The organism is Streptomyces sp. NBC_00443 (assembly GCF_036014175.1).
In the GTDB taxonomy this organism is placed as follows: domain Bacteria; phylum Actinomycetota; class Actinomycetes; order Streptomycetales; family Streptomycetaceae; genus Streptomyces.
The window spans coordinates 6,520,314-6,547,028 of the sequence record NZ_CP107917.1; the positions used below are offsets into that span (position 1 = coordinate 6,520,314).

General features: G+C 70.0%; 25 protein-coding genes and 1 tRNA gene. 13 read left to right on the forward strand and 13 right to left on the reverse strand.

The window, feature by feature from the left end:
* Positions 1-351: 351 nt before the first annotated feature.
* The gene (locus tag OHO27_RS29750; protein ID WP_328428041.1) at positions 352-1,113 is read right to left on the reverse strand and encodes a potassium channel family protein; all 762 of its coding nucleotides are present in this window, start codon (positions 1,111-1,113) and stop codon (positions 352-354) included.
* An 82-nt stretch (positions 1,114-1,195) separates the two neighbouring features.
* The gene (aceE, locus tag OHO27_RS29755) at positions 1,196-3,943 is read right to left on the reverse strand and encodes a pyruvate dehydrogenase (acetyl-transferring), homodimeric type (protein ID WP_328428042.1); all 2,748 of its coding nucleotides are present in this window, start codon (positions 3,941-3,943) and stop codon (positions 1,196-1,198) included.
* A 354-nt stretch (positions 3,944-4,297) separates the two neighbouring features.
* On the opposite strand from aceE, the gene OHO27_RS29760 reads away from it, so the two are divergent.
* The 6 genes from OHO27_RS29760 (at position 4,298) to OHO27_RS29785 (ending at position 8,898) form a co-directional block, all read left to right on the forward strand.
* Positions 4,298-4,735 (forward strand): DUF3052 domain-containing protein, encoded by a 438-nt coding sequence (locus OHO27_RS29760; protein ID WP_328428043.1) that lies wholly within the window; start codon positions 4,298-4,300, stop codon positions 4,733-4,735.
* Positions 4,736-4,891: 156 nt separating this feature from the next.
* A complete protein-coding gene (locus OHO27_RS29765; protein ID WP_328428044.1) occupies positions 4,892-5,350 on the forward strand; it encodes a peroxiredoxin in 459 nt (152 codons plus the stop codon).
* Positions 5,351-5,497: 147 nt separating this feature from the next.
* The gene (locus OHO27_RS29770; protein ID WP_328428045.1) at positions 5,498-6,073 is read left to right on the forward strand and encodes a TerD family protein; all 576 of its coding nucleotides are present in this window, start codon (positions 5,498-5,500) and stop codon (positions 6,071-6,073) included.
* A 138-nt stretch (positions 6,074-6,211) separates the two neighbouring features.
* On the forward strand, positions 6,212-6,787 hold the full coding sequence (locus OHO27_RS29775; RefSeq protein WP_328428046.1) for a TerD family protein: 576 nt from the start codon (positions 6,212-6,214) through the stop codon (positions 6,785-6,787).
* 122 nt (positions 6,788-6,909) lie between these two features.
* A complete protein-coding gene (locus OHO27_RS29780) occupies positions 6,910-8,058 on the forward strand; it encodes a DUF475 domain-containing protein (RefSeq protein WP_328428047.1) in 1,149 nt (382 codons plus the stop codon).
* A 102-nt stretch (positions 8,059-8,160) separates the two neighbouring features.
* Positions 8,161-8,898 carry a TerD family protein gene (locus OHO27_RS29785; RefSeq protein WP_328428048.1) on the forward strand — a complete coding sequence of 246 codons (738 nt, stop codon included), beginning with the start codon at positions 8,161-8,163 and terminating at the stop codon, positions 8,896-8,898.
* A gap of 112 nt (positions 8,899-9,010) precedes the next feature.
* Here OHO27_RS29785 and OHO27_RS29790 read toward each other — a convergent pair whose 3' ends face one another.
* Positions 9,011-9,820: a TerD family protein gene (locus OHO27_RS29790; RefSeq protein WP_328428049.1), complete on the reverse strand. Its 810-nt coding sequence runs from the start codon at positions 9,818-9,820 to the stop codon at positions 9,011-9,013.
* 187 nt (positions 9,821-10,007) lie between these two features.
* Here OHO27_RS29790 and OHO27_RS29795 point away from each other — a divergent pair, with 187 nt between their 5' ends.
* Genes OHO27_RS29795 through OHO27_RS29805 form a run of 3 tightly spaced genes read left to right on the forward strand, consistent with a single transcriptional unit; the run spans position 10,008 to position 14,751 of the window.
* Positions 10,008-11,177, forward strand: a complete 1,170-nt coding sequence (locus tag OHO27_RS29795; RefSeq protein ID WP_328428050.1) for an HpcH/HpaI aldolase/citrate lyase family protein — start codon at positions 10,008-10,010, stop codon at positions 11,175-11,177.
* Between the two features lie 53 nt (positions 11,178-11,230).
* Positions 11,231-13,870, forward strand: a complete 2,640-nt coding sequence (locus OHO27_RS29800; protein WP_328428051.1) for a phosphoribosyltransferase — start codon at positions 11,231-11,233, stop codon at positions 13,868-13,870.
* Positions 13,870-14,751 carry an HAD family hydrolase gene (locus OHO27_RS29805; RefSeq protein ID WP_328428052.1) on the forward strand — a complete coding sequence of 294 codons (882 nt, stop codon included), beginning with the start codon at positions 13,870-13,872 and terminating at the stop codon, positions 14,749-14,751. The genes OHO27_RS29800 and OHO27_RS29805 overlap by 1 nt, the downstream gene beginning before the upstream one ends.
* On the opposite strand, the gene OHO27_RS29810 is transcribed toward OHO27_RS29805, so the two are convergent.
* From OHO27_RS29810 to OHO27_RS29820, 3 genes are all read right to left on the reverse strand, one after another.
* Complete coding sequence (locus tag OHO27_RS29810) at positions 14,748-14,966, reverse strand: FmdB family zinc ribbon protein (RefSeq protein WP_328428053.1); 219 nt, start codon at positions 14,964-14,966, stop codon at positions 14,748-14,750. The genes OHO27_RS29805 and OHO27_RS29810 overlap by 4 nt on opposite strands.
* A gap of 16 nt (positions 14,967-14,982) precedes the next feature.
* Positions 14,983-16,413: a hypothetical protein gene (locus OHO27_RS29815; RefSeq protein ID WP_328428054.1), complete on the reverse strand. Its 1,431-nt coding sequence runs from the start codon at positions 16,411-16,413 to the stop codon at positions 14,983-14,985.
* A 74-nt stretch (positions 16,414-16,487) separates the two neighbouring features.
* Positions 16,488-17,261, reverse strand: coding sequence for a DUF4097 family beta strand repeat-containing protein (locus tag OHO27_RS29820; RefSeq protein WP_328428055.1), 774 nt, complete (start codon positions 17,259-17,261; stop codon positions 16,488-16,490).
* Positions 17,262-17,519: 258 nt separating this feature from the next.
* Here OHO27_RS29820 and OHO27_RS29825 point away from each other — a divergent pair.
* Positions 17,520-17,591 (forward strand) — tRNA-Val (locus tag OHO27_RS29825).
* A gap of 167 nt (positions 17,592-17,758) precedes the next feature.
* Here OHO27_RS29825 and OHO27_RS29830 read toward each other — a convergent pair.
* Positions 17,759-18,376 (reverse strand): hypothetical protein, encoded by a 618-nt coding sequence (locus OHO27_RS29830; protein ID WP_328428056.1) that lies wholly within the window; start codon positions 18,374-18,376, stop codon positions 17,759-17,761.
* 162 nt (positions 18,377-18,538) lie between these two features.
* Positions 18,539-18,880 (reverse strand): hypothetical protein, encoded by a 342-nt coding sequence (locus OHO27_RS29835; protein ID WP_328428057.1) that lies wholly within the window; start codon positions 18,878-18,880, stop codon positions 18,539-18,541.
* Positions 18,881-19,035: 155 nt separating this feature from the next.
* Between OHO27_RS29835 and OHO27_RS29840 the strand changes: the two genes are divergently transcribed.
* The gene (locus OHO27_RS29840) at positions 19,036-19,992 is read left to right on the forward strand and encodes a GlxA family transcriptional regulator (RefSeq protein ID WP_328428058.1); all 957 of its coding nucleotides are present in this window, start codon (positions 19,036-19,038) and stop codon (positions 19,990-19,992) included.
* Positions 19,993-20,109: 117 nt separating this feature from the next.
* Positions 20,110-21,108 carry a type I glyceraldehyde-3-phosphate dehydrogenase gene (gap, locus tag OHO27_RS29845; RefSeq protein WP_328428059.1) on the forward strand — a complete coding sequence of 333 codons (999 nt, stop codon included), beginning with the start codon at positions 20,110-20,112 and terminating at the stop codon, positions 21,106-21,108.
* A gap of 48 nt (positions 21,109-21,156) precedes the next feature.
* On the opposite strand, the gene OHO27_RS29850 is transcribed toward gap, so the two are convergent.
* On the reverse strand, positions 21,157-22,107 hold the full coding sequence (locus tag OHO27_RS29850) for a ketopantoate reductase family protein (RefSeq protein ID WP_328430595.1): 951 nt from the start codon (positions 22,105-22,107) through the stop codon (positions 21,157-21,159).
* A 90-nt stretch (positions 22,108-22,197) separates the two neighbouring features.
* Between OHO27_RS29850 and OHO27_RS29855 the strand changes: the two genes are divergently transcribed.
* Positions 22,198-22,428, forward strand: a complete 231-nt coding sequence (locus tag OHO27_RS29855) for a DUF2277 domain-containing protein (RefSeq protein ID WP_328428060.1) — start codon at positions 22,198-22,200, stop codon at positions 22,426-22,428.
* A gap of 67 nt (positions 22,429-22,495) precedes the next feature.
* Here the strand turns inward: OHO27_RS29855 and OHO27_RS29860 are convergent, their stop codons facing one another.
* The 4 genes from OHO27_RS29860 to OHO27_RS29875 form a co-directional block, all read right to left on the reverse strand.
* Positions 22,496-23,128 carry a hypothetical protein gene (locus tag OHO27_RS29860; RefSeq protein WP_328428061.1) on the reverse strand — a complete coding sequence of 211 codons (633 nt, stop codon included), beginning with the start codon at positions 23,126-23,128 and terminating at the stop codon, positions 22,496-22,498.
* A 175-nt stretch (positions 23,129-23,303) separates the two neighbouring features.
* Positions 23,304-23,924 (reverse strand): DedA family protein, encoded by a 621-nt coding sequence (locus tag OHO27_RS29865; RefSeq protein ID WP_328428062.1) that lies wholly within the window; start codon positions 23,922-23,924, stop codon positions 23,304-23,306.
* Positions 23,925-24,148: 224 nt separating this feature from the next.
* Complete coding sequence (locus OHO27_RS29870; protein WP_328428063.1) at positions 24,149-24,601, reverse strand: DoxX family protein; 453 nt, start codon at positions 24,599-24,601, stop codon at positions 24,149-24,151.
* 92 nt (positions 24,602-24,693) lie between these two features.
* Entirely contained in the window at positions 24,694-26,643 is a 1,950-nt protein-coding gene (locus OHO27_RS29875) for an FAD/NAD(P)-binding protein (protein ID WP_443059625.1), read from the reverse strand.
* Positions 26,644-26,715: the final 72 nt, after the last annotated feature.

A 26,715-nucleotide genomic window follows, 5' to 3' on the forward strand; every position in this document is an offset into this window, starting at 1 on the left:
AGCCGTCATGCCGGTGTGGCTGCGCCCTGCTGCAGAAATGGCCGCGCCCCCTGCACCAACGCACTCGCGGGCGCCGTGCCCACCTGGCTGCGGGTAGCCGTCGTGCCGGTGTGGCTGCGCTCCCTGGCTGCAGGCAACCGTGCCGGAGCCGCTGCGCCCACCCAACTGCGGGCAGTCGTGCCGCTGGGGCGGCACCCCGCCGGCGCGGGCGAGCGTGCCGACCCCGCCCCAGCCTCAACGCCGGCCACGGGCCGAACGAGGCTGCTCCCACGCAACCGGAGCCGACGCCCTCACTGGCGCCGGCGCGGGCGATTGTGCCAACCCTGCGTCAGCCCAACGCCGGGCCACCGTTCAACGTGGCTGCTCCTCGGCGACCTGCCCCGGCACAGTCGCCCCCGACAGCAGCGCAACCTCCGCCCGCAGTGCCCGGACCTCCTCCGTGAGCGCTCGTATCGCCTCCGTCTGCCGCCGCTCCTCCACGTCGTCCTTCTCGAACCGCGCTATGAACCACGCGGCGATGTTCGCGGTCACGACACCCAGCAGGGCGATCCCGGACAGCATCAGCCCCACCGCGAGCATCCGCCCCACCCCGGTGGTCGGCGCATGGTCCCCGTAGCCGACCGTCGTCATGGTGGTAAACGACCACCACACGGCGTCACCCAGCGTCTTGATGTTCCCGTTCGGCGAGTCCCGCTCCACGGACAGCACCGCCAGAGACCCGAACATCAGCAGCCCGACCACCGCCCCGGCGACATACGTGGTCAGCCGTATCTGCGAAGCCATCCGCGCCCGCTGTCCCACCAGCAGCAGCGTCGACACGAGCCGCAGCAACCGAAGCGGCTGTATCACCGGCAGCAGCACCGCGCACAGATCCAGCCAGTGCGACCGCACGAACTCCCCGCGCCGCTCCGCGAGTCCGAGCCGGACCACGTAGTCCACCGCGAACGCGCCCCAGACCACCCACTCCACCGCGAGGCACGCGTCCACCACGTCCCGCCCTGCGTCGGGCGAGACGATCGGCACGGCATAGGCCACGGCAAAGGCCAGGGCGAGGGCGAAAAGGGGTCGCTGGGTGAACCGTTCCCAACGGACTTGCGCGAGCGGTCGCTTCATGGCCGCATCGTAGGAAATGTGAAGGGTGGTGTGCCCGCAGGTCACCCACGGGCACACCACCCCATCGAGCAGTTGACGGACGTTACGCGTCGCCGCCCGCGGCCCCCGGGTCCGCCGCCGACACATCGAGCAGCTGGTAACGGTCGATCGCCTGCTTCAGCACCGACCGGTCCACCTTCCCCTCCTTCGCCAATTCCGTCAGCACCCCCACCACGATCGACTGCGCGTCGATGTGGAAGAAGCGCCGGGCCGCACCGCGGGTGTCCGCGAAACCGAACCCGTCCGCACCCAGCGACTGGTACGTCCCCGGCACCCACCGCGCGATCTGGTCCGGCACCGACCGCATCCAGTCGGAAACGGCCACGAACGGTCCCTCGGCGCCGCTCAGTTTCCGTGTCACCCACGGCACCCGCTGCTCCTCCTCCGGGTGCAGCAGGTTGTGCTCCTCGCACTGCACGGCCTCGCGCCGCAGCTCGTTCCAGGAGGTCGCCGACCACACGTCGGCCTTGACGTTCCACTCCTCGGCCAGGAGCTTCTGCGCCTCGACCGCCCAGGGGACCGCCACACCGGACGCCATGATCTGCGCCGGGATCGACCCCGACGTGCCCTCGCTGATGCGGTGGACGCCCTTGAGGATGCCCTCGACGTCCACGTTCGCCGGCTCGGCCGGGTGCTGGATCGGCTCGTTGTAGACGGTCAGGTAGTAGAAGACGTCCTCGCCGTGCGGGTGTTCGGCGTCCCCGCCGTACATCCGGCGCAGACCGTCCTGCACGATGTGCGCGATCTCGTACGAGTACGCAGGGTCGTACGAGACACAGCCCGGGTTCGTCGAGGCGAGCAGCTGCGAGTGGCCGTCGGCGTGCTGGAGACCCTCACCGGTCAGGGTCGTACGGCCGGCGGTCGCACCCAGCACGAATCCGCGCGCCAGCTGGTCGGCCATCTGCCAGAACTGGTCGCCGGTGCGCTGGAATCCGAACATCGAGTAGAAGACGTACACCGGGATCAGCGGCTCGCCGTGCGTGGCGTACGCCGAACCCGCCGCGATCAGCGAGGCCGTGCAGCCCGCCTCGGAGATGCCGTCGTGCAGCATCTGGCCCTGCGGCGACTCCTTGTAGGCGAGCAGCAGATCGCGGTCGACCGCCTCGTACTGCTGGCCGAGCGGGTTGTAGATCTTCGCGCTCGGGAAGAACGAGTCCATGCCGAACGTGCGGTACTCGTCCGGCGCGATCAGTACGAAGCGCTTGCCGAGCTCCTTGTCCCGCATGAGGTCTTTCAGCAGGCGCACAAAGGCCATGGTCGTCGCGATCGACTGATGGCCCGAGCCCTTCTTCACGGTCGCGTACGTCTTGTCGTCCGGCAGAGCCAGCGGCTTCGACCGCACGACACGCGTCGGGACGTACCCGCCGAGCCCCTTGCGGCGGTCGTGCATGTACTGGATCTCCTCGGAGTCCCGCCCCGGGTGGTAGTACGGCGGGAGCCCGCTCTCCAGGTCCTTGTCCGCGATCGGCAGGTGCAGCCGGTCACGGAAGCGCTTGAGGTCGTCGACCGTCAGCTTCTTCATCTGGTGCGTGGCGTTGCGGCCCTCGAAGTTGGGACCCAGCGTCCAGCCCTTGATCGTCTTGGCCAGGATCACCGTCGGCTGGCCCTTGTGCGCCTTGGCCGCCGAGAACGCCGCGAAGACCTTCTTGTGGTCATGACCGCCGCGGCCCAGGTGCAGGATCTGGTCGTCGGTCATGCCCTCGACCATCGCGCGCAGCCGCTGGTCGTCGCCGAAGAAGTGGTCGCGGATGTAGGCGCCGGTCTCGGTGGCGTACGTCTGGAACTGGCCGTCCGGCGTGGTGTTCATCCGGTTCACCAGGACGCCGTCACGGTCCTGCGCGAGCAGCGGGTCCCAGGTGCGGTCCCAGATCAGCTTGATCACGTTCCAGCCGGCGCCCCGGAAGATCGACTCCAGCTCCTGGATGACCTTGCCGTTGCCCCGCACCGGCCCGTCGAGGCGCTGCAGGTTGCAGTTGACCACGAAGGTGAGGTTGTCCAGGCCCTCGCGCGCGGCGATGGACAGCTGGCCGAGCGACTCCGGCTCGTCCATCTCGCCGTCACCCAGGAACGCCCACACCTGCGACTTGGAGGTGTCCGCGATGCCGCGCGCCTCCATGTAGCGGTTCATCCGCGCCTGGTAGATCGCGCCGATCGGGCCGAGGCCCATCGACACGGTCGGGAACTCCCAGAAGTCCGGCATCGACCGCGGGTGCGGGTAGCTGGACAGGCCGTGACGGGCCTTCGACTTCTCCTGCCGGAAGGCGTCGAGGTTCTGCTCGCTGAGGCGGTCCAGCAGGAACGCGCGCGCGTAGATGCCCGGGGAGGCGTGGCCCTGGAAGAAGACCTGGTCGCCGCCGTCGCCCTCGTCCTTGCCGCGGAAGAAGTGGTTGAAGCCCACGTCGTAGAGGGAGGCCGAGGAGGCGAACGTGGCGATGTGACCGCCGACGCCGATGCCGGGGCGCTGGGCCCTGGACACCATGACCGCGGCGTTCCACCGGGTCGCGTTGAGGATCTTGCGCTCGATCTCCTCGTTGCCCGGGAAGAACGGCTCGTCCCTGGTGGCGATCGTGTTGACGTAGTCCGTGCTGCGCATCTCGGGCACGGCCACGCGCTTCTCGCGGGCCCGCTCGATCAGCCGCAGCATCAGATAGCGGGCCCGCTCCCGGCCGCGCTCGTCCACGGCGGCGTCGAGGGAGTCGAGCCACTCCTGGGTTTCCTCGGGATCGAAGTCAGGAACCTGACTCGGAAGGCCGCCAATGATGATCGGGTTGCGATCTGATCCGGAAGCCACGCTGTTCCTTACCTGTCAGAGGGCCGTGTTTCTGAGGGTCTGCACCGCTCCCCATCGTGTACCTCGGGGGGCCAAACGTCATCTCTACTGTGAGGTAACCCGGGGCCTGGTGAACGGCGGAGTGACCATGGATGGTTCCCAAACGCACAAAGGGGGCAGATTGGTGTGGTGCGCGTCACCTTGAGACGATGGTGGCGTGCCTGGAGTTGCGGTGACACGTTCAGGAACGTCACCGTTTCGGCGGTCTGAACGGCCGGGTACTTGCGCGATCCGCCCCGCCCGTGTGGACTACGGCCAATGCTTCGCGCACGCGCGTGGCTGAGTTATTCCCAAAACATGATCAGGAGGCAACCCGTGAGCGCGACCGCGGACCACGCGGAGGAGCGGACGAACCCTGCCGTCAGGCTGGGGTTCCAGCCCGAGCAGGTGGTCCAGGAGATCGGCTACGACGAGGACGTAGACCAGGAACTCCGCGAGTCCATTGAGGAAGTCGTCGGCAGCGAACTCGTGGACGAGGACTACGACGACGTAGCCGATGCCGTGGTGCTGTGGTTCCGCGACGAGGACGGCGACCTGACGGATGCGCTGGTGGACGCCACCACGTACATCGAAGAAGGCGGCTCGATCCTGCTCCTCACGCCCAAGACCGGCCGTGACGGCTACGTGGAGCCCAGCGACATCTCTGAAGCGTCGACCACAGCGGGTCTGTCGGCGTCCAAGAGCGTCAGCGTCGGCAAGGACTGGAGTGGCAGCCGGCTGGTGACGCCCAAGGCCGCGAAGTCCAAGAAGTAGCCGAATCGAAGTGACCCACGGCTGAGACGATCGCCGTACGGGCCCACCCTGCCGGGCTGGACTGCAAAGTCCAGCCCGGCTCATGCATATGCCCCGGTGATCGCTGCGTAGGGTGGATGCCACCCGAACAGCCTCACCGAAGGGACATTCACGACGATGGCGATCCAGGTCGGCGACAAGGCCCCCGACTTCGAGCTCAAGGACAACCACGGCGCGACCGTGAAGCTCTCCGACTTCCGCGGTTCCAAGAACGTCGTCCTGCTCTTCTACCCCTTCGCCTTCACCGGCGTGTGCACCGGCGAGCTGTGCGAGGTGCGCGACAACCTGCCGCAGTTCGCCGACCGCGACACACAGGTCCTCGCCGTCTCCAACGACTCCATCCACACCCTGCGCGTCTTCGCCGAGCAGGAGGGCCTGGAGTACCCGCTGCTCAGCGACTTCTGGCCGCACGGCGAGGTCAGCCGTGCCTACGGTGTCTTCGCCGAGGACAAGGGCTGCGCGGTGCGCGGCACCTTCGTCATCGACAAGGAGGGCGTGGTCCGCTGGACCGTCGTCAACGCCCTGCCGGACGCGCGCGACCTGAGCGAGTACGTCAAGGCGCTCGACACCCTCTGATCCCGTCCGTCCCACTGGTGACCGACACCCGTGATTCTTCGGTACCAGGGCATGCAAGGCACGGGAACCCGTTACTAGGATCGACTCGTTGATCCGATATCACACGCACGGCGGGGCTCCCCGCCCCTGGACACCAATGGAGGACTCGTGGGAGTCAGCCTCAGCAAGGGCGGCAACGTATCTCTGTCCAAGGAGGCCCCTGGCCTCACCGCGGTCATCGTCGGTCTGGGGTGGGACATCCGCACCACGACCGGCACCGACTTCGACCTCGACGCCAGCGCGATGCTGACGAACGCGGAGGGCAAGGTCGGCAACGACGCGAACTTCGTGTTCTTCAACAACCTGAAGAGCCCCGACGGCTCGGTCGAGCACACCGGCGACAACCTCACCGGTGAGGGCGAGGGTGACGACGAGCAGATCAAGATCAACCTCGCCGGCGTCCCGGCGGACGTCGAGAAGATCGTCTTCCCGGTGTCGATCTACGACGCCGAGAACCGCCAGCAGTCCTTCGGCCAGGTGCGCAACGCGTTCATCCGCGTCGTCAACCAGGCCGGCGGCGCCGAGATCGCGCGCTACGACCTCTCGGAGGACGCGTCCACCGAGACGGCGATGGTCTTCGGCGAGCTGTACCGGCACGGTGCGGAGTGGAAGTTCCGCGCCATCGGCCAGGGCTACGCGTCGGGCCTGCGCGGCATCGCGCAGGACTTCGGTGTGAACGTCTGAGTTCGACATCGGAGGTGACCGTTCAGGACACCACTGGCTGGGCCCGGCGCCGCATCCGTTTGGGTGCGGCGCCTGGGGGTCCCCCTCTGGGGGAGCGCAGGACAACCAAACAAGCATCACGCGGGGAGGACCAGCATCATGGGCGTCACGCTCGCCAAGGGAGGAAACGTCTCCCTGTCCAAGGCCGCACCCAATCTCACCCAGGTGATGATCGGGCTCGGCTGGGACGCGCGCTCCACCACCGGAGCCCCCTTCGACCTCGACGCCAGCGCACTGGTGTGCAGCAGCGGACGAGTCCTGGGCGACGAGTGGTTCGTCTTCTACAACCAGCTCAAGAGCCCGGACGGCTCGGTGGAGCACACCGGGGACAACCTCACCGGCGAGGGTGACGGCGACGACGAGTCACTCCTGATCGACCTGTCCAAGGTGCCGGCCCACTGCGACAAGATCGTCTTTCCCGTCTCGATCCATATGGCCGACGAGCGCGGACAGACCTTCGGCCAGGTCAGCAATGCCTTCATCCGCGTGGTGAACCAGGCCGACGGCCAGGAACTCGCCCGCTACGACCTGAGCGAGGACGCCTCCACCGAGACCGCGATGATCTTCGGCGAGGTCTATCGCTATCAGGGAGAGTGGAAGTTCCGAGCGGTGGGACAGGGGTACGCGTCCGGACTCCGGGGCATCGCACTCGACTTCGGGGTCAACATCTCGTAACGCGATATGAGCAAAAGCCGGGCCCCGGTGGGGTGCGAAGGGTGGCCGACTAGACTTCGGTTCAAAGTTTCGTAAAGCCGAGTGCGCGGGGCAGCCCCGTACACACAGGGATTGGGTAGCCAGTGGTTCTGAAAACCTTCGGCTGGTCGTTCGCGGTCACCGCGCTCGGCCTCGTTGCAGCGGTCCTCTTCGGGGGGTGGACCGCCCTCGGCATCGTGGCGATCCTCTCCGTCCTCGAGATCTCGCTGTCCTTCGACAACGCGGTGGTCAACGCCGGAATTCTGAAGAAGATGAATGCCTTCTGGCAGAAGATCTTCCTCACCATCGGCATCCTGATCGCCGTCTTCGGCATGCGACTGGTCTTCCCCGTCGTCATCGTTGCGATCAGTGCCTCGCTCGGCCCGATCGAGGCGGTCGACCTCGCGCTCAGCGACAAGGACCGCTACCAGGAACTCGTCACCGACGCCCACCCGGCGATCGCCGCGTTCGGTGGCATGTTCCTGCTGATGATCTTCCTGGACTTCATCTTCGAGGACCGGGACATCAAGTGGCTCGGCTGGCTGGAGCGCCCGCTGGCCAAGCTCGGCAAGGTCGACATGCTGTCGGTCTGCATCGCGCTGATCGTCCTGCTGATCTCCGCGCTGACCTTCGCGGCCAACGCCCACCAGCATGGCGGCGCACACGTCGACAAGGCGGAGACGGTCCTGCTCTCCGGCATCGGCGGCCTGATCACCTACATGATCGTGGGCGGTCTCTCCGGCTTCTTCGAGGACAAGCTCGAAGAGGAGGAGGAACGCGAGCACGAGGCGGAGGAGGAAGCCGAGCGCACGGGCAAGCCGCGCTCCGCGGTCGCCCTGGCCGGCAAGGCCGCCTTCTTCATGTTCCTCTACCTCGAGGTCCTGGACGCGTCCTTCTCCTTCGATGGCGTGATCGGCGCCTTCGCCATCACCAACGACATCGTCCTGATGGCGCTGGGTCTCGGTATCGGCGCGATGTACGTCCGGTCGCTCACCGTCTACCTGGTCCGCCAGGGCACCCTCGACGACTACGTCTACCTGGAGCACGGCGCGCACTACGCCATCGGCGCGCTCGCCATGATCCTGCTGGTCACCATCCAGTACGAGATCAACGAGATCATCACCGGCCTGATCGGTGTCGTCCTGATCGGTGCCTCCTTCTGGTCCTCCGTCCGCCGCAACCGCGCGCTGGCGGCAGCGGAGGGAAAAGCCGAGGGCTCGGACGAGAAGACTGAGGTCTCGTCCGGGGTGTGACACCCCTGCGGGTGAGGAACGCTCTCGACGGGGCGGCCGGACGTCCGGCCGCCCCGTCGGTATTTCCAGTGGACGCGGGGCTTAGTGGGACGTGGGGGCGGAATGGGCTTCTTGGACGGCCTCTGGCGGGGCCGGGTGGCCGAGTTCGACTCGGGCAGCGCGTCGTCGAACTCGATCGAGCTGACGAAACGGCACGACCGGGTCTCGCTCACCAAGCAGGGCGCTGCCACCGGGCATCTGCGCATCAACCTGACGTGGCGCATGCGCACGTCCGACATCGGCGGGTCGCAGCGGGAGAGCCTGCTGCGGCATCCGTTCAGGGCGCTCAAACCGCCGGAGGTGGTCGGACACAGCCAGAGCATGGTCAACGTCGACCTCGACCTCGGGGCGCTGTATGAACTCACCGACGGGACGAAGGGGGTCGTCCAGCCGCTGGGCGGGTTCCTCGGGGACGCCAACGGGCCGCCGTACGTGAAGCTCAGCGGGGACGACCGGTTCGGTTCGGCGTCCGGGGAGACGATCTACGTCAACCTCGATCACCGGGAGTCCATCAAGCGGCTGCTGGTCTTCGTGTACATCTACGACCAGACGCCGGCCTTCGACCGTACGCACGCGATCGTCACCCTGTATCCGAGCAACGGGCCCCGTATCGAGATCGGCCTCGACGAGCGGCATCCGCAGGCCCGGTCCTGTGCGGTGGTGATGATCGAGAACGTGAAGGGGGAGATCTGGGTCCGCCGTGAGGTCAAGTTCGTCTACGGCTTCCAGGCCGAGCTGGACCGGTTGTTCGGGTGGGGGTTGCAGTGGGGACGCGGCTACAAGACGAAGGCGGAGCGCTGACGCTGGGACTCGGCCGGTGCGCCCAGTAGCTCGGGGCTCACCGTCGTGTCGCGGCTGCGGGTTTGTTCTGGCTGGTCGCGCGGTTCCCCGCGCCCCTGACGGGGCGCTCCCGTCACCGTCCGATGAACTGCGGGCCCTGCGGCGGCAGGCTGAAGCCCTGGGCCGCAGGTGCCGTCACCGGCGGCGGGTAGCCGTAGCCCGACTGGGCCATCGCCGGCTGGCTCGTCGGCTGGGGGTAGCCGTAGGCCGGCTGGGTCGGCGGGGGCTGCTGGGGGTAGCCGTACGACGGCTGGGGCGGGAGCGTCGTCGTCGGCTGCTCCGGGGGCAGCGGCTGGGAGATCTCCGGCGTGGGGGTCGGCCTGGGCTCCTCGGCCATCTCCGACTCGTCCACGGAGATGCCGAAGTCCGTGGCCAGGCCCCTGAGGCCGTCCGAGTAGCCCTCGCCCAGCGCGCGGAACTTCCAGACCTCGCCGCGGCGGTACAGCTCGCCGCAGATCAGGGCCGTCTCCTCGCCCGTCTCGGGCTTGATGTCGAAGTACGCCAGCGGATCGCCGTCGGTGGCCGCCGCGTCGTACAGCAGGATGCGCAGATCCCGTACGCGGTCGAAGGCGACGCCGTCCGCCGATGCGACCAGAAGAATCTGGCCGACGCTCGGCTCGACACCGGACAGATCTGTCTGGATCGTGTCGGTGAGGCCCTCGGCGCCCCGCTTCTTGCCGAGGCGCCAGACCTGTCCGGAGGGGTGCCGGGGCTGGTTGTAGAAGACGAAGTCCTCGTCGGAGCGCACGCGACCGTCGGGGCCGAGGAGGAGTGCCGAGGCATCGACGTCCGGGACCCCCTGCCCGGGCGTCCAGCGCAGCACGGCGCGTACCGTCGTGACTTCGAGCGGGACGTTCGACCCCTTCAACATCGCGTGCGTCATGCGATCATCCTGCCCTCTCCGTCCTGGTCACGACAACGCGGGGGTGCACAGGGCGTGCGCGCCCGTGTTTGTCCGCGTTACCAGAAATTCATGCCCGTCGGGAACCCCTGACATGGGTATCTACGTACTATTACCGGCCACCTGTGAACCGGTCACAGGGGCCACAGAGACACCACGGGGGAGCTCTATGCGTCATTTCGGGCACATCGCCCCGGAGGTGCGGCAGCGCCTCTTCCACCGGGAGCCGAGCGAGTTCTCCGCCGGCTCCCCGGCCAGGCTGCTCTCCGCGGCCCTCGGCGCCACGCTCTACAGTCCGGCCACCCGGCCGCAGCTCGCCGACGACATCGTCAAGCAGGCCGGACGTGGTGTGGTCTCGATGGTGCTGTGCCTGGAGGACTCCATCGGTGACGAGGACGTGGTGGAGGGCGAGGAGAACCTGGTCCGCCAGTTCACCGACCTCGCCGGGCGCGAGGGCGCGACGGACCTGCCGCTGCTCTTCATCCGGGTCCGTACGCCCGAGCAGATCCCCGATCTCGTACAGCGGCTCGGTCTCGCCGTACGGCTGCTGTCCGGATTCGTGCTGCCGAAGTTCACCGAAGAGCGCGGCATGCCCTTCCTGGAGGCCCTCGCCCTCGCCGAGGCCGAGAGCGGGCGCCGGCTGTTCGCCATGCCGGTGCTCGAATCGCCCGCCCTGCTCTACCGCGAGTCACGCGTGGAGACCCTGGAGGGCATCTTCCGCGCCGTCGACAAGTACCGGGAGCGGGTCCTGGCGCTGCGCCTGGGCGTCACCGACTTCTGCTCGTCGTACGGACTGCGCCGGGCCCCGGACATGACCGCGTACGACGTCCAGATCGTCGCTTCCGTGATCGCCGACGTGGTGAACATGCTGGGGCGGGCCGACGGCACCGGGTTCACGGTGACCGGGCCGGTGTGGGAGTACTTCCGCGTGCAGGAACGTATGTTCAAGCCGCAGCTGCGCCGCAGCCCCTTCCTCGAAGGGCAGGCCGAGGAACTGCGCGAGGCCCTCCTCGAGCACTCCATGGACGGCCTGCTGCGCGAGATCACGCTCGACCACGCCAACGGCCTGCTCGGCAAGACCTGCATCCACCCCTCCCATGTACTGCCGGTGCACGCACTGTCCGTGGTCAGTCACGAGGAGTTCAGCGACGCCAAGGACATCCTGAAGCCCGAGCGCTGCGGCGGGGGTGTACTGAGGTCGCAGTACACGAACAAGATGAACGAGGTGAAGCCGCACCGAGCGTGGGCCGAGCGGACCATGCTGCGGGCCGAGGTGTTCGGTGTGGCCAACGAGGACATCGGCTTCGTGGAACTGCTCGCCGCCGGAATCCCGGCCTGACCAGGCCGGACGGCCGCACTCCACCGGCCTAACGGCTGCAAACCAAGGGACGCATGAACAACGCAGTGAACGACGGGGTCTGGTCCGGGAGCTGGGTCGCCGAGCGGCTCGGAGTCCAGCTCGTGGGCGACGACGGGCTCATGGAGATGCTGGGGCTCGCCCTGCGCCGCAACCCCAAGCGGGCGCATCTGCTCGTCTCCAACGTGCTCGGCAAGCACGTACCGCAGTCACCCTCCGTGGTGTACGGCGCCGGCTTCGCCCTCGGCCGCCGGGTGCGGGACCTTCTGGGCGCCGATGAGGCCGCAAGGGCGGTCGTCCTCGGCTACGCGGAGACGGCGACCGGGCTCGGCCACTCCGTCGCCGACGGTGTGGGTCTCGCCCCGTATCTGCACTCCACGCGCCGCCTGGTCGCCGGGGTCGCCCGTGCGGGCGGCTTCGAGGAGTCCCACTCGCACGCCACGTCCCACTTGCTGCTGCCGGAGGACCCGGCGCTGCTGGTCGGCGACGGGCCGCTGATTCTGGTCGACGACGAGTTCTCCACGGGGAACACGGTGCTGAACACCATTCGGGATCTTCATTCGCGGTATCCGCGGCGGAGGTACGTGGTCGTCGCCCTGGTCGACATGCGGTCGGCGGCGGACGCGGGGCGCCTCGCGGATTTCGCCGGGGAGATCGGTGCCCGGGTCGATCTGGTGGCGGCCGCTTCGGGGACCGTACGGCTGCCGGAGGGGGTGTTGGAGAAGGGACAGGAGCTGGTGGCGCGGTACGAGGCGGAGAGTGCCGCGGGGGGTGGTTTGTCGTCTGCGGCGCCGTCGGGGCCGGCCGCGCAGTTCCCCGCGCCCCCAGACAGCGGCGTTGCCGTTGAAGCGGACCAGAGGGCCAACCCCCCAGGGGCGCGGGGCTGTGCTGAATCTGCGGCTACCGCCGCGTGGGCGCGACCAGCCCCCACCGGCCCGCGCTCGGACGACAGCCGCACCCACCCCCACGTCACCCGTATAGACCTGTGCTGGCCCCCCGGCCTCCCGGACGGCGGCCGGCACGGCTTCACCCCCGCCCACCGCACCCGGCTGGAAGGCGCCCTCCCCGCCATGGCCGCCCGCTTGGCGGAGGCGCTGCCCACGAGTGCCCGGCGCGTGCACATACTCGGCTTCGAAGAGCTGATGTACGCCCCGCTCAGGCTCGCCCGCGAGCTGGAGCAGGTCGCCGACGCGGAGGTCCGCTACTCGACCACGACCCGCTCACCCGTCCTCGCCGTCGACGACCCCGGGTACGCGATACGCACCCGCCTCGTCTTCCCGGCCCACGACGACCCCGCCGACGGCCCCGGCGAGCGCTACGCCTACAACGTCGCGGGCGCCGGCTTCGACGCCGTAATCGCCGTCGTCGACTCGGCCGCCGACACGCCCGAACTGCACGCGCCCGACGGCCTGTTGGCGCAGCTCGCCGCCCACACCCCGCATGTCCTGCTCGCGGTCGTGCCGTCGTACATCCCCGAGCCGCCGCACCTCGCCGTTCCTCCTGGAGACACATCCACCATGCTGCCCGAGCCCCTGCGCGGCCCCGCCTTCTCCTCGTACGCCCCTGAGGAGGTCGGCTGGCTGCTCCAGGACCTCTCGGACGTGACCCTGGAGGCGCCGACCGAGGAACGCGAGGAGGCCATCCAGAGCGGCGGCGCGCACTACGCCGAGTCGCTGCCGGTGGAGTACCAGCCGAGCGAGCAGTACCAGGCGCTGTTCCATGCGGCCCTGGAAGAGTCGACGGTGCGACTGGCGCAGGCCGTGGGGGCCGTCACCGAGCTCGTGCTCGCCGAGCGGTCGCCGCGCCCCGTCCTCGTCTCGCTCGCCCGCGCCGGCACCCCCGTGGGCGTACTCATGCGCCGCTGGGCCCAGTTCCGGCACGGCCTCGAACTCCCGCACTACGCCGTGTCGATCGTGCGCGGCCGGGGCATCGACGCCAACGCCCTGCGCTGGCTGGCGCAGCACCACGACCCGCGTGACGTCGTCTTCGTCGACGGCTGGACCGGCAAGGGCGCCATCACCCGCGAACTCGCGGTGGCCCTGGAGGAGTTCGAGACGTCCGACGGCGTCACCGGCTTCGACCCCGAGATCGCCGTATTGGCCGACCCGGGCTCGTGCGTGCGGACGTACGGCACCCGCGAGGACTTCCTCATCCCCTCCGCCTGCCTCAACTCCACGGTGTCCGGCCTGATTTCGCGTACGGTCCTGCGCGCGGACCTGGTCGGACCGAACGACTACCACGGCGCGAAGTTCTACCGCGAACTCACCGGCGCCGACGTCTCCGTAACCTTCCTGGACGCCGTGGCGGCGCGCTTCCCCGAGGTCGTGGACGCGGTCGAGGCGACGGCCAAGGAGCTGCTGTCCGGCGACCGCGAGCCGACCTGGGAGGGCTGGGCCGCCGTCGAGCGCATCAGCGAGGAGTACGGCATCCACGACGTGAACCTCGTCAAGCCCGGCGTCGGCGAGACCACGCGGGTGCTGCTGCGCCGGGTGCCGTGGAAGATCCTGGCGCGGGCCGGGGCCGGCGCCGACCTGGACCACGTACGACTGCTGGCCGAACAGAGAGGGGTCCCGGTGGAAGAGGTCGCCGAACTGCCGTACACCTGCGTGGGGTTGATCCACCCCAAGTACACGCGGGGCGCGACGGGCGCCGACGGCAAGGCGGTGAACCTCTGATGCCGGTACTGGTGGCGAGCGACCTCGACCGTACGCTCATCTACTCCGCCGCGGCCCTCGCGCTGACCATGCCGGACGCGCGGGCGCCCAGGCTGCTGTGCGTGGAGGTGCACGAGAGCAAGCCGCTGTCGTACATGACCGAGACCGCGGGCCAGCTGCTGACCGACCTCGGCGACGCGGCGGTCTTCGTGCCGACGACGACCCGGACCCGCAAGCAGTACGAGCGCATCAACCTGCCGGGCCCCGCGCCGAGGTACGCCATCTGCGCCAACGGCGGCCACATCCTGGTCGACGGCGTCTCCGACCCCGACTGGAACGCACAGGTCACGGCCCGGCTGGCTGAGCAGTGCGCGCCGCTCGCGGAGGTGCAGGACCATCTGATGGCGACGGCGTCCCCGGCGTGGGTACGCAAGCACCGGATCGCCGAGGACCTCTTCGCCTACCTCGTCGTCGAGCGCGAGCTGCTGCCCGAGGCGTGGGTGAAGGAGCTCGCGGTGTGGGCGGAGAACCGGGGCTGGACGGTGTCCTTGCAGGGCCGCAAGCTCTACGCCGTCCCGAAGCCCCTCACCAAGAGCGCCGCCATGCACGAGCTGGCCCGCCGCACCGGCGCGGAAGTGACGCTGGCGGCCGGTGACTCCCTGCTGGACGCCGACCTGCTGCTGGCCGCCGACCGCGGCTGGCGCCCGGGGCACGGCGAACTGGCCGACACCGAATTCACCGCCCCGGCGATCAGCGCGCTGCCGGAGCGGGGGGTGCTGGCGGGGGAGCGGATCCTACGGGAGTTCTTGAAAGCGACCGGGACGACAGCGCCCCTCAGGGGCGCGGGGAACTGCGCGACAAGCCCCCACGCACCCGCAGACGACAACGCACGCACTACCTAGCCGCAACACCCTCCACCACAGCACCCGCCCCCGCCGCCGGCAGGCCTCGGCGCCGCGGGGGCGCTCGCAGCGCCGCCCACAGCCACCGTCGACAGAAGCTTGACGGTGTCGTCATGCCCCGCAGGGCACGCGGCGGGCGCGGACGACTCCGCCATCGGACGGCTCAGTTCGAATGTGTCGCCGCAACTGCGGCAGCGGTACTCGTAGCGAGGCATGCGCACAGGCTAACCGTCAGTGGGCGGAGCCCCCACGCTCCTCGCGGATCTGGGCGACGACCCGGGCCACCGTCTGCCGTACCGCCTCCGTCTCGGTCAGGAAGTGCCAGTAGTCCGGGTGGCGGCCCTCCAGTGTGCCGATGGCCCGCTCCAGCCGCGCAACGGAGTCGTCCAGCGGGCGCGCGTGCCGCGGATCGGGCGTGTTCCGCCCTGCCATGGCCAGCCGCTGGGCGTCCCGGATCGCGAAACGGGTCCGGTCGATCTCCTGCTGCGGATCCTTCTGCACGGCGTTCAGCTGCCGCAGCCGGTCACCGGCGGCGGACACCGACTCGTCGGTGCCGTTCAGCAGCGCCCGCGCCGTCGACAGCAGCGCGGTGGCGTCCGGCCAGCGCTGCTCGTCGCGCGCGGCCTGCGCCTCCTTCAGCTTCAGCTCGGCCTGCCGTAGGTTCTCCCCGGCCCGGTCCGGGACGCTCTGCAGGTCCTGCCAGCAGGCCACCGTGAACCGCCGCCGCAGCTCGCTCAGCACCGGCTCCACCTGCCCGGCACGCGTGGTCAGCGCCTGCGCGCGCGTCCGCAGCGACACCAGCCGGTGATCGATCTCGGCGGCCTTCTCAGGCAGCCGCTCGGCCTCCACCCGGACCGCTTCCGCCTCCCGCGCGACCCGCTCGGCCCGCTCCAGCGTCTGCGGGACGCCATGCTGCCCGGCGCCCTGGTTCAGCTTGGTCAGCTCCGGGGCGAGGGCGGCGAGCCGGGCCGCGAGGTCGTCCGCCCGGAGCCCCGATCCCCGTACGGCATCCAGGGCGTTCGACGCGGACAGCAGGCCCTGCCGGGCGCGCTCGACGGCCGGGGCGAGGCGGGCCAGCTGCGTCTCGGCCTTGCCGAGCAGCGGCCCGAGCCCGTCCGTGAACCGGTCCAGCTCGCGCTTGGCGTTGTCGAGCTCGTCCTTGGCCTTCGTCAGCTCCGTACGGGCGTGGGAGGCGGCCGACGCCTCCAGGTCGTCACGGTCGAGGTCATGGGCGTCGACGGCCTGGATGTACTGGTGACTGACCTCGTCGATACGCCGCCCGAGCGCCTCGAAGTCGGTGATCGCCCGGCGGGCGGCCGGCGAGTCGTCCACAGCCGTGATCGTCTCGATCGAGATCCGCAGATCCCGCTGGGCGGTGTCCAGCTCGTAGAACGCGGCCGCCGCGGCGTCCTTCGCGGCCTGCGCCTCGGCCCGCTGACTCTCGGCCCGCCCGCCGAACCACCGTCGCGTACCACCACCGGCGAACGCGGCGGGCAGGACGAGGGCGGCGACAAGGGGGAGTGCGACCAGGGCGAGGGTGTCACGGACGGCGCGGCGCACGCCCCGGGCGGGACGGACCTGGGGAAACGAGGCCTGCCGCGCGGGATGCCCCTGCGCGCCCGGCACTGACGGCGAGTTCGGCTGCGGAGGTGTCGCCGTCACATCCCTCTCCCGTGCTGTCATTCACCCTGCCCGGTGTCATTCTCCCACCGGTTTAGGACGAACACACGGGCCGGTTAGTTCGCGGTTCGGACAGTGACTTTTCCGTCACCGGTGCGGGCGGAGACGACGTGGGAGCTGGTGTTGTCCCGGGGCACGGACACATCGACCGAGCCGTCACCGGTCTCGGTGGACACGCGGTAGGTGGCCCGGGGCAGCTCGATCGTCACCGAACCGTCGCCGCTGCGGGTCTCCACCAGGTCCGGCACGGTGCCGAGTTCGAGCCGGACCGAGCCGTCTCCGGTCTGCGCCTTGACCTGCCGCGAGGACACGTCGGAAACACGCACCGACCCGTCTCCCGTCCGCAGGTCCAATGGTCCGCTGGAGTCGGTGACCCGCACGGACCCGTCCCCCGTACGAACGCTCAGCGCGTCCCGGAACCCCCGCGCCCGCACGCTCCCGTCTCCGTCCTCGACCTTCACGGTGACGCCGTGCGGCACCTCGATACGGTGCTTGGTCGAGCAGTTCGTGATCATGCCCGAGCACTTCTCCCGCAGGACCAGCCGGTCGTCCTCCATCGCCCACGTCACCTTCGGATCCGACCCGATCGCGACCGACCCCTGGAACCACCGGGTCACCTGGACGGCGCCGGCCTTGTTCTTGTCGGCGGCGACGATCTCCAACGCGGAGTCGTCGGAGTCGATGGTCAGCGTCCGCCCCTCCAACGCGAAGGACCGCTGCTCAGGGTCCTTGTCGTCCCCGGCGGAGGCCCCGCAGGCGGTGACCCCGCCCAGCAGCACCACGACGGCCCCGGCGACTACGACAGCACGGACGGGAACGGTACGGGCCATGACGATCTCCCCCTGGACTTCCTCGGGACTTCCCTGATGCCGACCTTGACGGCCCAGGGTTGCGGTGATGCTTCGACCGTACGGAGCCCGGGCGTGCCGCGGGATCCGGGCCGCTCCCGGATCCGTGGTGGGGATAACCCCAGGGTCATCCCGGTCAACCCGGTCTTCCCGGCTTCCCGTCTTCCCGGCTTCCCGGACGTCCGCGATAGGGGTTTGCGGGGCATGGCCCCTGGCAAGGTAGGCTGTCGAATCGTTCTCGGGTGCGTAGCTCAGGGGTAGAGCGCCTGCCTTACAAGCAGGATGTCGGCGGTTCGAAACCGTCCGCGCCCACCGGTGACCAAGCCCCGGCTCAGCCAGGGTTTCGCGGCCCCTCGGAGTTCTCTTCGGGGGGCCGTTCTCGTGGCCGGAGTCCACGGAGAATCCATAGCCCGGGTCACCTCCAGGCGTACGAAGGCCCGGCCGCGCACGGGCGCGGGCCGGGCCGGTCTCGGGGTGGGTCAGTAGTTGCCGTTGGAGATCATGTCGCCGTCCTTGCCGTACACCGTCACGAGCCCGTTCTCCGACTCGTAGCAGGACGCGAAGGCGCTGGCGATCAGCTTGGCGTCGCCGGCGTTCTCACTCATGAAGCCACCGCTGTAGTCGGTGAAGACTTCGGCGGCGTCGAGGATGTCGTTGCTCTTGTCGGCGCCGGTCACCTTGGTGACGTGCCCGACGGCTGCCTTCTCGGCTGCGGTGCCGGACTTGGTGACGCAGTCCTTGAACTGCTCGGCCTGGCTCTTGTCCGCGGCCGGCGCTTCCTCGGCGGGCTTGTCAGCGGCTTCATCCGCAGGCTTGTCGGCGGCTTCCTCAGCGGCCTTGGGCTTGTCCGAAGTGGCGGCGATGGCCTTGTCCTTGTTGCTGCTGTCGGTGGAGTCGTCGCCGCCACCGGCGATGGCACCGATGACTATGAGACCGACGAACACGCCGCCGATGATGCCGAGGACCTTGCCGGTCTTCCGCTTCGGCGGCTGGGGCGGGGGAGCGCCCCAACCGGGCTGCTGCGGATAGCCGTAGCCGGGCTGCGTCGGCTGTTGTGGCGCCCCGTATCCGGGCTGCTGCGGGTACTGCTGGCTCATGTGCCCCCCTTGGCGCAATTGCGTGGAGGGTGAATCTAACTGATGTGTGGGACGTGTGAAGACGATGCAATGGTTCTGTGACCTAAGTGGATCAGGATCCGGAAATGACGAAGGCCCGCACGGTGGCGGACCTTTGTGAACCCGTCAGGAGTCCCCTGCGTTTCAGTGCTCGTCGCCCGACGGCGTGTGGGCGTGCTTCAGCTTGGTGCGGGCGTCCACCCGCTCTGCCCCGGTGACTTCCGACCAGAAGCGGTGGCCGCTGACGAAGACCGCGAGTTCGTGCTCGCGCTGCCGGAGTTTCTCCACCTCGGCCTGGTCGTCCTGGGTCCAGCCCGGGGAGGCGGGGCGCTCGACCTTGCGCCAGCCGTTGTCGTCGCTGAAGCCGTCCAGGGGTACGACCGACCAGGGAAGGCGCTTCAGGAGGGCCGACAGCTCGGCCCGGACCTGATGCAGCTCCTCCTGACCGGCGAGCAGGTCACTCGGAAAGTCATAGGGCGTAGCCACGGGCCAATGCTACGCCTGTTCGATTTTGGGTTGCGAGCGTCTTTGGGCGGTTCATGCGAACGGGTGTGCCGGAGCACGTCAGTTGTCCACGCAGCACCGTTTGCCCGGTCCGGACGGGAGGCGTACCGAAGTCACGCCCCACGTAACCTCTTCCTGTGTCAGCCTCACCCCTGCGTCGCGTCGCCGTCCTTGTGCTCGAGGGTGCGAAGCCGCTCGATGTCGGAATTCCCGCGCAGGTGTTCACGACCCGGGCGAGCATGCCGTACGAGGTGCGGGTGTGCGGGGCGACACGCGGTCTCGTGGCCGGCGGCGACGGCCTTGCGTACTACGTCGCCCACGGCCTCGACGCGCTTGAGTGGGCCGACATCGTCTTCGTCCCCGGCTACCGGTTCCCGGACCGTGACGACCCGCCGCAGGCCGTCGTCGACGCGCTGATCGCCGCCCACGACCGGGGCGCGCGGCTCGCCGCCATCTCGACGGGCGCCTTCGCGCTCGCCGCCACGGGCCTGCTCGACGGCAGGCGCGCCACGACGCACTGGCACTACACGCGGGCACTCGTGTCACGGCATCCGCTCGTCCAGGTCGACGAGAACGTGCTGTTCGTCGACGAGGGCAGCGTGCTCACCTCGGCCGGCGCCGCCTCCGGCATCGACCTGTGCCTGCACATCCTGCGCGGCGACCTCGGCGTTGCCGCGTCCAACCACGCGGCCCGGCGTCTGGTTGCCGCCCCCTACCGCAGCGGCGGCCAGGCCCAGTACGTGCCGCGCAGTGTCCCCGAGCCACTCGGCGAGCGGTTCGCCGCCACCCGCGAGTGGGCGCTGCACCGGCTCGGTGAGCCCCTCACCCTCGACACACTGGCGCGGCAGGCCGAGGTCTCGCCGCGCACGTTCTCCCGGCGCTTCGTCGAGGAGACCGGCTACACGCCGATGCAGTGGGTGATGCGCGCCCGTATCGACCTGGCCCGCGAACTGCTCGAGCGCTCGCAACGCAGCGTCGAACAGATCGCCGCCGACATCGGGCTCGGCACCGGCTCGAACCTGCGCCTGCACTTCCAGCGCATCCTCGGCACCACACCGAGCGAATACCGGCGCACCTTCACCCGGGGCGAGTAACCCGGCCGGTGCCGTGTGGCGGGGTGTGGCGGGATCCTTTTGAACCATGGCGATCCCGCCACTGTCAGCGGCGCGAGCCGCGGGCGACCCTGGTGGCGAACGGAAGGGACATCACTCATGACTCGCATCGCCATCAACGGGTTCGGCCGCATCGGACGCAATGTGCTGCGCGCCCTGCTGGAGCGCGACAGCGCCCTCGAGATCGTCGCCGTCAACGACCTGACGGAGCCCGCCACTCTCGCCCGGCTGCTCGCCTACGACAGCACGGCCGGCCGGCTCGGGCGCCCGGTGACCGTCGACGGGGACGCCCTCGTCGTCGACGGCCGTCGGATCACGGTGCTGGCCGAGCGCGAACCGGCGCAGCTGCCGTGGGCCGAACTCGGCGTCGACATCGTCCTGGAAGCCACCGGCCGCTTCACCTCGGCCAAGGCCGCCCGGGGCCACCTCGACGCGGGCGCGAAGAAGGTACTCGTCAGCGCGCCGTCGGACGGCGCCGACGTCACGCTCGCGTTCGGGGTCAACACCGACGCCTACGACCCGGCCGTGCACACGATCGTCTCGAACGCCTCCTGCACCACCAACGCGCTCGCGCCGCTGGCCAAGGTGCTCGACGAACTCGCCGGTATCGAGCACGGCTTCATGACGACGGTGCACGCCTACACGCAGGAGCAGAACCTCCAGGACGGCCCGCACCGCGACGCCCGTCGCGCCCGCGCCGCCGGCGTCAACATCGTGCCGACCACGACCGGCGCCGCCAAGGCGATCGGCCTGGTGCTGCCGAACCTCGAAGGCAAGCTGTCGGGCGACTCGATCCGCGTACCGGTCCCGGTCGGCTCCATCGTCGAGCTCAACACGACCGTCGCCCGCGACGTGACGCGCGACGACGTGCTGGCGGCGTACCGCACCGCGGCTCAGGGGCCGCTCGCCGGTGTTCTGGAGTACTCGGAGGACCCGCTGGTGTCGTCCGACATCGTGGGCAATCCCGCCTCGTCGATCTTCGACTCGGCCCTCACCCGCGTCGACGGCCGCCACGTCAAGGTGGTCGCGTGGTACGACAACGAGTGGGGCTTCTCGAACCGCGTGATCGACACGCTCGAGTTCCTCGCCACCCGCTGACCCTTCGGGCGCTCTGGCCGGCCGGTCGGGCCGACCAGAGCGCTCGTCTCAACGGGTGTGCGGGTGGTTGTGCGGCGGCTGGTGGCCCGCGTCCCTCAACTCGCCGACCAGACGCGCTGTTACGGGTGCCGGTACCGCGTGGCGTTCGGCGGCTCGTAGCAACGCTCCGCCGATCGCGTCCAGTTCGAGGGGGCGGCCGGCTTCGGCGTCGCGTTGCATGGACGACTTGGTGGCGGGTGGGAAGGCGTCGTAGCGGGCGAGTGCCGCGGTCGGGTCGGCGGGGCCGCCGCAGGCGCGGCTGACGGCTGCCGTCTCCTCGACCAGGGAGGTCAACTCCTCGCGGTGGTGCGTGCGTACGTCGCCGAGGGGGAGGGCGTGGCGGGTGGTGAGGAGGGCGAACGGGGCCAGGAAGGACATCTTCGCCCACAGGGCTGCCGTCTCGTCCGGGAGGACGCGGGTGGTGGGGCCGGCCGCGTTCAGAGTCTGCGCGAGGGCTTCGACGCGGTCGCGGGGGACTGTGTCGCCCGTCAGGTCGATCTCGGCGAAGGGGCTCGTGTGCTCGACCTGCCCGGGCGCCACGCGGGTCGACTCGACGCGGATGACTGCGGGGGCGACGCGGTCCGGGCGGTAGTGGGCGCGGAGGGTCTCCGGGTGCTCGACGCCGTTCAGGAACGGGACGATCAGGGCGTCGCCGAGCGCTGTGCGCGGGGCGCGGGCCAGGGCCGTGTCGAGGGTGGTGGCCTTGACCGTGATCAGGCAGGCGTCGACGGGTTCGCGGAGCTCGGTGTCCGCCTCCACCTGAGCCGTGAAGTCCCCGAAGCGGCCACTGCGGACCTGGATTCCGGTCGTACGCAGGGCCTTGGCCGTCTCGTCGGCGGCCAGGCAGATGACGCGGTGCCCGGACCTGGACAGCAGCGCGGCGAGCAGGCCGCCTATGCCGCCCGGGCCCAGTACCGCCACCGTGAGTCGGCCGTGCGCCGTCGTGCGATGTGCCGTCATGCGGTTCCTCTCGTCGGTCGGCCCCTCAGCGGTGGCCGCCTCGGACGTGATCATGGCAGACAGGGCCCTGTCCGAGGGACACTGTTGGACATGTGCCGCAGCATCAAGACACTTCGTCCGCCCGCGCTGCCGGAAGAGGCGACGGAGGAAGACATCCGCGCCGCCGCCCTGCAGTACGTCCGCAAGGTCTCCGGCTTCCGCGCCCCGGCCGCGCACAACCAGGAGGTCTTCGACCGTGCCGTCGATGTGATCGCCGAAGCCACGGCCGACCTGCTGGCCGGTCTGGAGATCCGGGGGCAGGCCGCCCGCCGGGCGGGCTAGAGGGTTCCTCCGGAGCCCGCCGGATCGAGTGAGGCGCCTTCCGGTGAGGGAGGCGTCAGTACCCGCGTCAGTACCGCTGCGCCTTGGCGATCTCGGCGGTCAGGCGTGGCTCGGGAGGCTTGCGGCTGATGGCGAGCGGCTGAGCTTTCTCGCCGGGTTCGAGATCCTCCGCGCCCACGAACCGGGTCTCGGCGACCTTGCCGTCGGGGTCGCGGAAGTCGACCTGCACCGCGTAGGACGCGGTCTCGTCGGTCCGGTTGGTGATGTTCACGACGACGGCCAGCAGACCGCCCGTATCGGCGCGCGGCTTTCCGGTGAGCGACACGTCCGCGGTGGCGTTGCCGCGGCCGTCGACGTCCTCGAGTTCCCGCTGGGCGGCCTGGTTGGCCCGCATGATCTCCGCCGACACGGATGCCTCGAACTCCGAGGCGCGGGCGGAGGCGGAGGAGGCCGCGGCGGAGGCCCGCTCGCGTGCGGACGCCTCGAGCGAGGAGAGGGCCGTGGCGGCCGTGCCGGAGAACGAGGCCGTGTCGGGGCGCGTGGGGGTCGGCATGGGGGAGGCGGCGCCGTCGCCGTCGTCGTCCCCGCCGCACGAGACCAGCGTCGCGGCACCCGTGGCCGCGAGGAGCACTCCGGCCAGGGCGGTGCGCACGCGGGCGCGATGGGATGGTCTCGTCACCTTCGTCGCGCGGGCACTCATGCCAGGGGGTCTCTTTCCTCGCGGCGGCGGGGCGAGTCGGACGCGAACCAATCGAGCGACCTGATTGATATCAACCTGATTGACATCGAGCGACCTAGTAGGCGGTTCTTGCCCCATTACGTGGGATTCATCGTGCACGTAATGGGGTCGTGCGGCCACTCAAGGTCACAGACGTCTAGGCCGGCCTGCGCCGCACCAGGTACGTCGCCAGCGCCCCCGCAGCGAACAGCGCGCCCACCGACACCGCCGTCGCCAGCCAGGTCGCGCCCAGCCACTGGGCACCGAAGTAGCCGAGGGCCACGCTGTAGACGGCCCAGGCGAGGCCGGCCAGGGCGGACCAGGGAAGGAAGTCGCGGGCGCTGCGGTGGGCGGCGCCCGCGCCGAACGAGACGACCGAGCGGCCGGCGGGGGCGAAGCGGGCCAGTACCACCAGGGCGCCGCCGCCTCGGGCGAGGGCTGTGCCGAGACGTTCCTGCGCCGCAGTCAGGCGGCGGGAGCGGGCGATCGCGCGGTCCAGTCGGGCGCCGCCGCGCCAGGCGAGGCGGTAGGCGACCAGGTCACCCAGGACGGAGGCCGTCGCGGCACAGAGCGTCAGGGCCAGGATGTCGGGGACCTCGCCGGGCACCTGACCCGTCGCGGCACCCGAACCGGCGGCAGCCGCCGTCGCCGCCGTGATCACCAGCACGCCGCTGGGCAGCACCGGCACGAACACGTCCAGCAGGACCGACAGGCCCACCACCACATAGATCCAAGGGCCCGCTGTCAGCGAACCCACGTCCTCGAGACCCTCGAGCACCGCAACTCCCCGTGTTTCCCCCCGTGGCCAGACCGTGCCGCGACGTCGCGGGGGAGCGGCAGGGGCGGCCTATGACAGCCATACAGCGTACGCCGGGGGTGTGACAGGAGGTTCATCGGGGGCTCGTGTGTTCGGCACAGCATGTTCACACGGCCTGAGCGAACGGGCGCCCGAACCCGCTGATCCTCGCGGGTGCAGGCGCCGTCGTGCGCGAGCGGTGGCCGTCAGGCCGTGACCGGGGTCTGGTCCGGGGCCGTCCTACTCTCCGTGCCGGAGCGCTTGGCGAACAGCCGGTCCAGGCCGAACGCGCCGGAGCCGGTGAAGACCAGCAGGAACATGGACCAGCAGTACATCGCGGCACCTTCGCCGCTGTTCTCGATGGGCCACAGCCCCTCGGGCTGGTGGACCTTGAAGTACGCGTAGGCCATGGCGCCGGAGGCGATGAACGCGGCTATGCGGGTGCCGAGGCCGAGCAGGACCAGGCTGCCGCCGACGAGTTCGATGGCGGCCGCGTACCAGTCGGGCCAGGCGCCCGTCGCGGCGGTGCCGCCCTTGCCGTCCACGCCGCCGAAGGCGCCGAGGAGGGACATGGCGCCGTGGCAGGCGAAGAGCAGGCCGACGACGATGCGGAACAGGCCGATGGCATACGGCTGGGCGCTGTTGAGGCGTCCGGTCATGTGGGGGACTCCCTCGGTCTGAGGTTTACCGGTCCCAGTAAGGAACGGGTGTGGGGACGGATACTGATCGGTAGGCCCCACGTTAGGTAGCCCTAATCAACACTTGCAAGTTCAACATTCGGCCATCGCGTCGCCTCGGTGTCCCCTTCCGGCCCAGGAACAACCGCATGTAGCACAGCTCTCGCCACCGCATCCGCATCCGAAAGAGTGACCGAATCCACACCCGGCCGCGCCCCGGCCGCCGTGACCCAGTGCACGCCCTCCGTGGGCACCCCGAACGCGAACCGCCGTGCGTGCGCGCGGCCCTGACGGTCGATCAGACGGTACGGCCGCTGTGTTACGTCCAGTCCGCCCGTTTCGTAACCATCGACGGTGTGCGGTCGGCACTGACCGGTCTTCAGCAGCCGCGCCAGCAGTTCGTCGGCGCTGCGGCGCAGGTCCGGTTCCGGCAGCCGCGCCTCGACGAAGGTCGTCACCCGCACTGCCGAGCCCGGCACCTCGGGGGAGTGCGCCACCCACGCACCCTGCTCCTCCCGCACCTCAAGCCGTGGCCCGAGCACCTCCACCACACCCGCCTCCAGCAATGCCACCAGCTCCTCCACGCGCCGCCGGGGCGGGCCGATGGACAGGAAGGCGTTGAGCGGGGTGTACCAGCGGTCCAGATGGTCCCGGCGGGAGGCGCCGGAGAGGCCGCCGTGGTCGACGACGAGCCGCAGTTCGTTGCGCAGGTCGCGCAGCACGTCGAGGGCCGACTTCAGCGGGCCGCGCACATTGCCCCGGGCGGCTTGGGCCGCGTCCTCGTGCAGATACGCCAGCAGCCAGTCGCGCCACTGCCCCGGATCCGCGAAGCCGCATCCCGTGTACGGCCGGGACACCCGGTCCCAGCTCCAGCGTTCACGCTCCGGTACGCCGAACTCGTCGAGCAGCATGGCCTCTTGGGGGTCGCGGTGGGGGACGGTGAGGAAGCGCTCCGCGAAAGCCGCCTGCTGCCGCGCCTGCGGTATCAGCGCCGTGTAGTACACCGTCTCCACCTCCTTCGCCACCAGCGGCCATATCTCGGCGAGGAAGTCCGGCGTCTCGCCCGAGTCCGCCCGCTTGCGGAAACCGGCGATCACCTCGGGCGTCAGCAGGAGCGGAAGGTGGCGGCCGTACGCCCCCTTCGCATTGTCGCCACGCGCCTGGTACGGGATGCCGCGCCGCGAACCGGCGTACAGGCGCGGCTCGTTGCCGGAAGGGACGTAGCGCAGACCCACGCGGCCCTCGGCGCGGACGAAGCTGCCGCCGCGGCCCGTCGTCAACAGGGCCATGTGATCGAAGAAGTTGAGGCCCAGGCCGCGCAGCAGCACCGGTTCGCCTGGGGATACGGAGGACAGGTCGACGTCGGCCGGGTTCGCGGGCGCCACGTAGCGCAGGCCCTGGCTCTCGGCGTACCCGGCGAGGTGGTGCTGGGTCGCGTCGGCGGCCGTCGGCAGGTGCCCCTGCGCGAGGACCACGGCGGACAGGCCGGGCAGCACACGGCCGTCGTGGAGGGTGAGGACCTGGCTGCCGTCGAGCGTGTCGTCGAGCCGTACGGCGCGGGCCGCGTGCGTCTCGACGCGCACGGTGGGCGGCGCCTCGTGGACGACCTTCGCGAACACCCACTCCAAGTACCGGCCGTAGTGGGCGCGGGTCGGGTACTCGTCCGGGCCCAGCGCGCCGGCCGCCCAGTCGTACAGGCTGGGGCCGGGCCGGATCGGGCCCGAGCAGTCCACGCTCTCGTCGGTGAACAGCGTGACCTGCGAGGACACCGTGTTCATGAGCAGCTCGGGCGACTGGGCGGTCCGCCACACACGACCCGGGCCGGGCGGTGCCGGGTCGATCACATGGACCGTGAGACGCGCCCCGGGCGGGAGGAGCTCGGGAGCGGAGGCGCACAGGCGCTCCAGGACGCTGGTGCCGCGGGGGCCGGCGCCGACCAGGGCGACGGAGACCGTGGGGGAGTCCGGGGTCGGTGCTGAGGGCGGTGCGGACAAAAGGGTGACTCCCGGGCGTGTGGGGCGCATTGGAGCGAACCGCCGAGTGGAAGCGGACGGTCCGGCTCATCATGCCGTCGGGAGCGGGGTGAACCGTGCCCT

Bases quoted from the DNA above. Each gene is read 5' to 3' on its own strand.
- OHO27_RS29800 (WP_328428051.1), top strand. From the start codon at position 11,231: ATGAACAACGCAGTGAACGACGGGGTCTGGTCCGGGAGCTGGGTCGCC.
- OHO27_RS29750 (WP_328428041.1), bottom strand. From the start codon at position 1,113: ATGAAGCGACCGCTCGCGCAAGTCCGTTGGGAACGGTTCACCCAGCGA.
- OHO27_RS29775 (WP_328428046.1), top strand. From the start codon at position 6,212: ATGGGCGTCACGCTCGCCAAGGGAGGAAACGTCTCCCTGTCCAAGGCC.
- OHO27_RS29805 (WP_328428052.1), top strand. From the start codon at position 13,870: ATGCCGGTACTGGTGGCGAGCGACCTCGACCGTACGCTCATCTACTCC.
- OHO27_RS29795 (WP_328428050.1), top strand. From the start codon at position 10,008: ATGCGTCATTTCGGGCACATCGCCCCGGAGGTGCGGCAGCGCCTCTTC.
- OHO27_RS29785 (WP_328428048.1), top strand. From the start codon at position 8,161: ATGGGCTTCTTGGACGGCCTCTGGCGGGGCCGGGTGGCCGAGTTCGAC.
- OHO27_RS29810 (WP_328428053.1), bottom strand. From the start codon at position 14,966: ATGCCTCGCTACGAGTACCGCTGCCGCAGTTGCGGCGACACATTCGAA.
- OHO27_RS29790 (WP_328428049.1), bottom strand. From the start codon at position 9,820: ATGACGCACGCGATGTTGAAGGGGTCGAACGTCCCGCTCGAAGTCACG.
- OHO27_RS29820 (WP_328428055.1), bottom strand. From the start codon at position 17,261: ATGGCCCGTACCGTTCCCGTCCGTGCTGTCGTAGTCGCCGGGGCCGTC.
- OHO27_RS29850 (WP_328430595.1), bottom strand. From the start codon at position 22,107: ATGACGGCACATCGCACGACGGCGCACGGCCGACTCACGGTGGCGGTA.
- OHO27_RS29875 (WP_443059625.1), bottom strand. From the start codon at position 26,643: ATGCGCCCCACACGCCCGGGAGTCACCCTTTTGTCCGCACCGCCCTCA.
- gap (WP_328428059.1), top strand. From the start codon at position 20,110: ATGACTCGCATCGCCATCAACGGGTTCGGCCGCATCGGACGCAATGTG.
- OHO27_RS29870 (WP_328428063.1), bottom strand. From the start codon at position 24,601: ATGACCGGACGCCTCAACAGCGCCCAGCCGTATGCCATCGGCCTGTTC.
- OHO27_RS29765 (WP_328428044.1), top strand. From the start codon at position 4,892: ATGGCGATCCAGGTCGGCGACAAGGCCCCCGACTTCGAGCTCAAGGAC.
- OHO27_RS29830 (WP_328428056.1), bottom strand. From the start codon at position 18,376: ATGAGCCAGCAGTACCCGCAGCAGCCCGGATACGGGGCGCCACAACAG.
- OHO27_RS29855 (WP_328428060.1), top strand. From the start codon at position 22,198: ATGTGCCGCAGCATCAAGACACTTCGTCCGCCCGCGCTGCCGGAAGAG.
- OHO27_RS29860 (WP_328428061.1), bottom strand. From the start codon at position 23,128: ATGAGTGCCCGCGCGACGAAGGTGACGAGACCATCCCATCGCGCCCGC.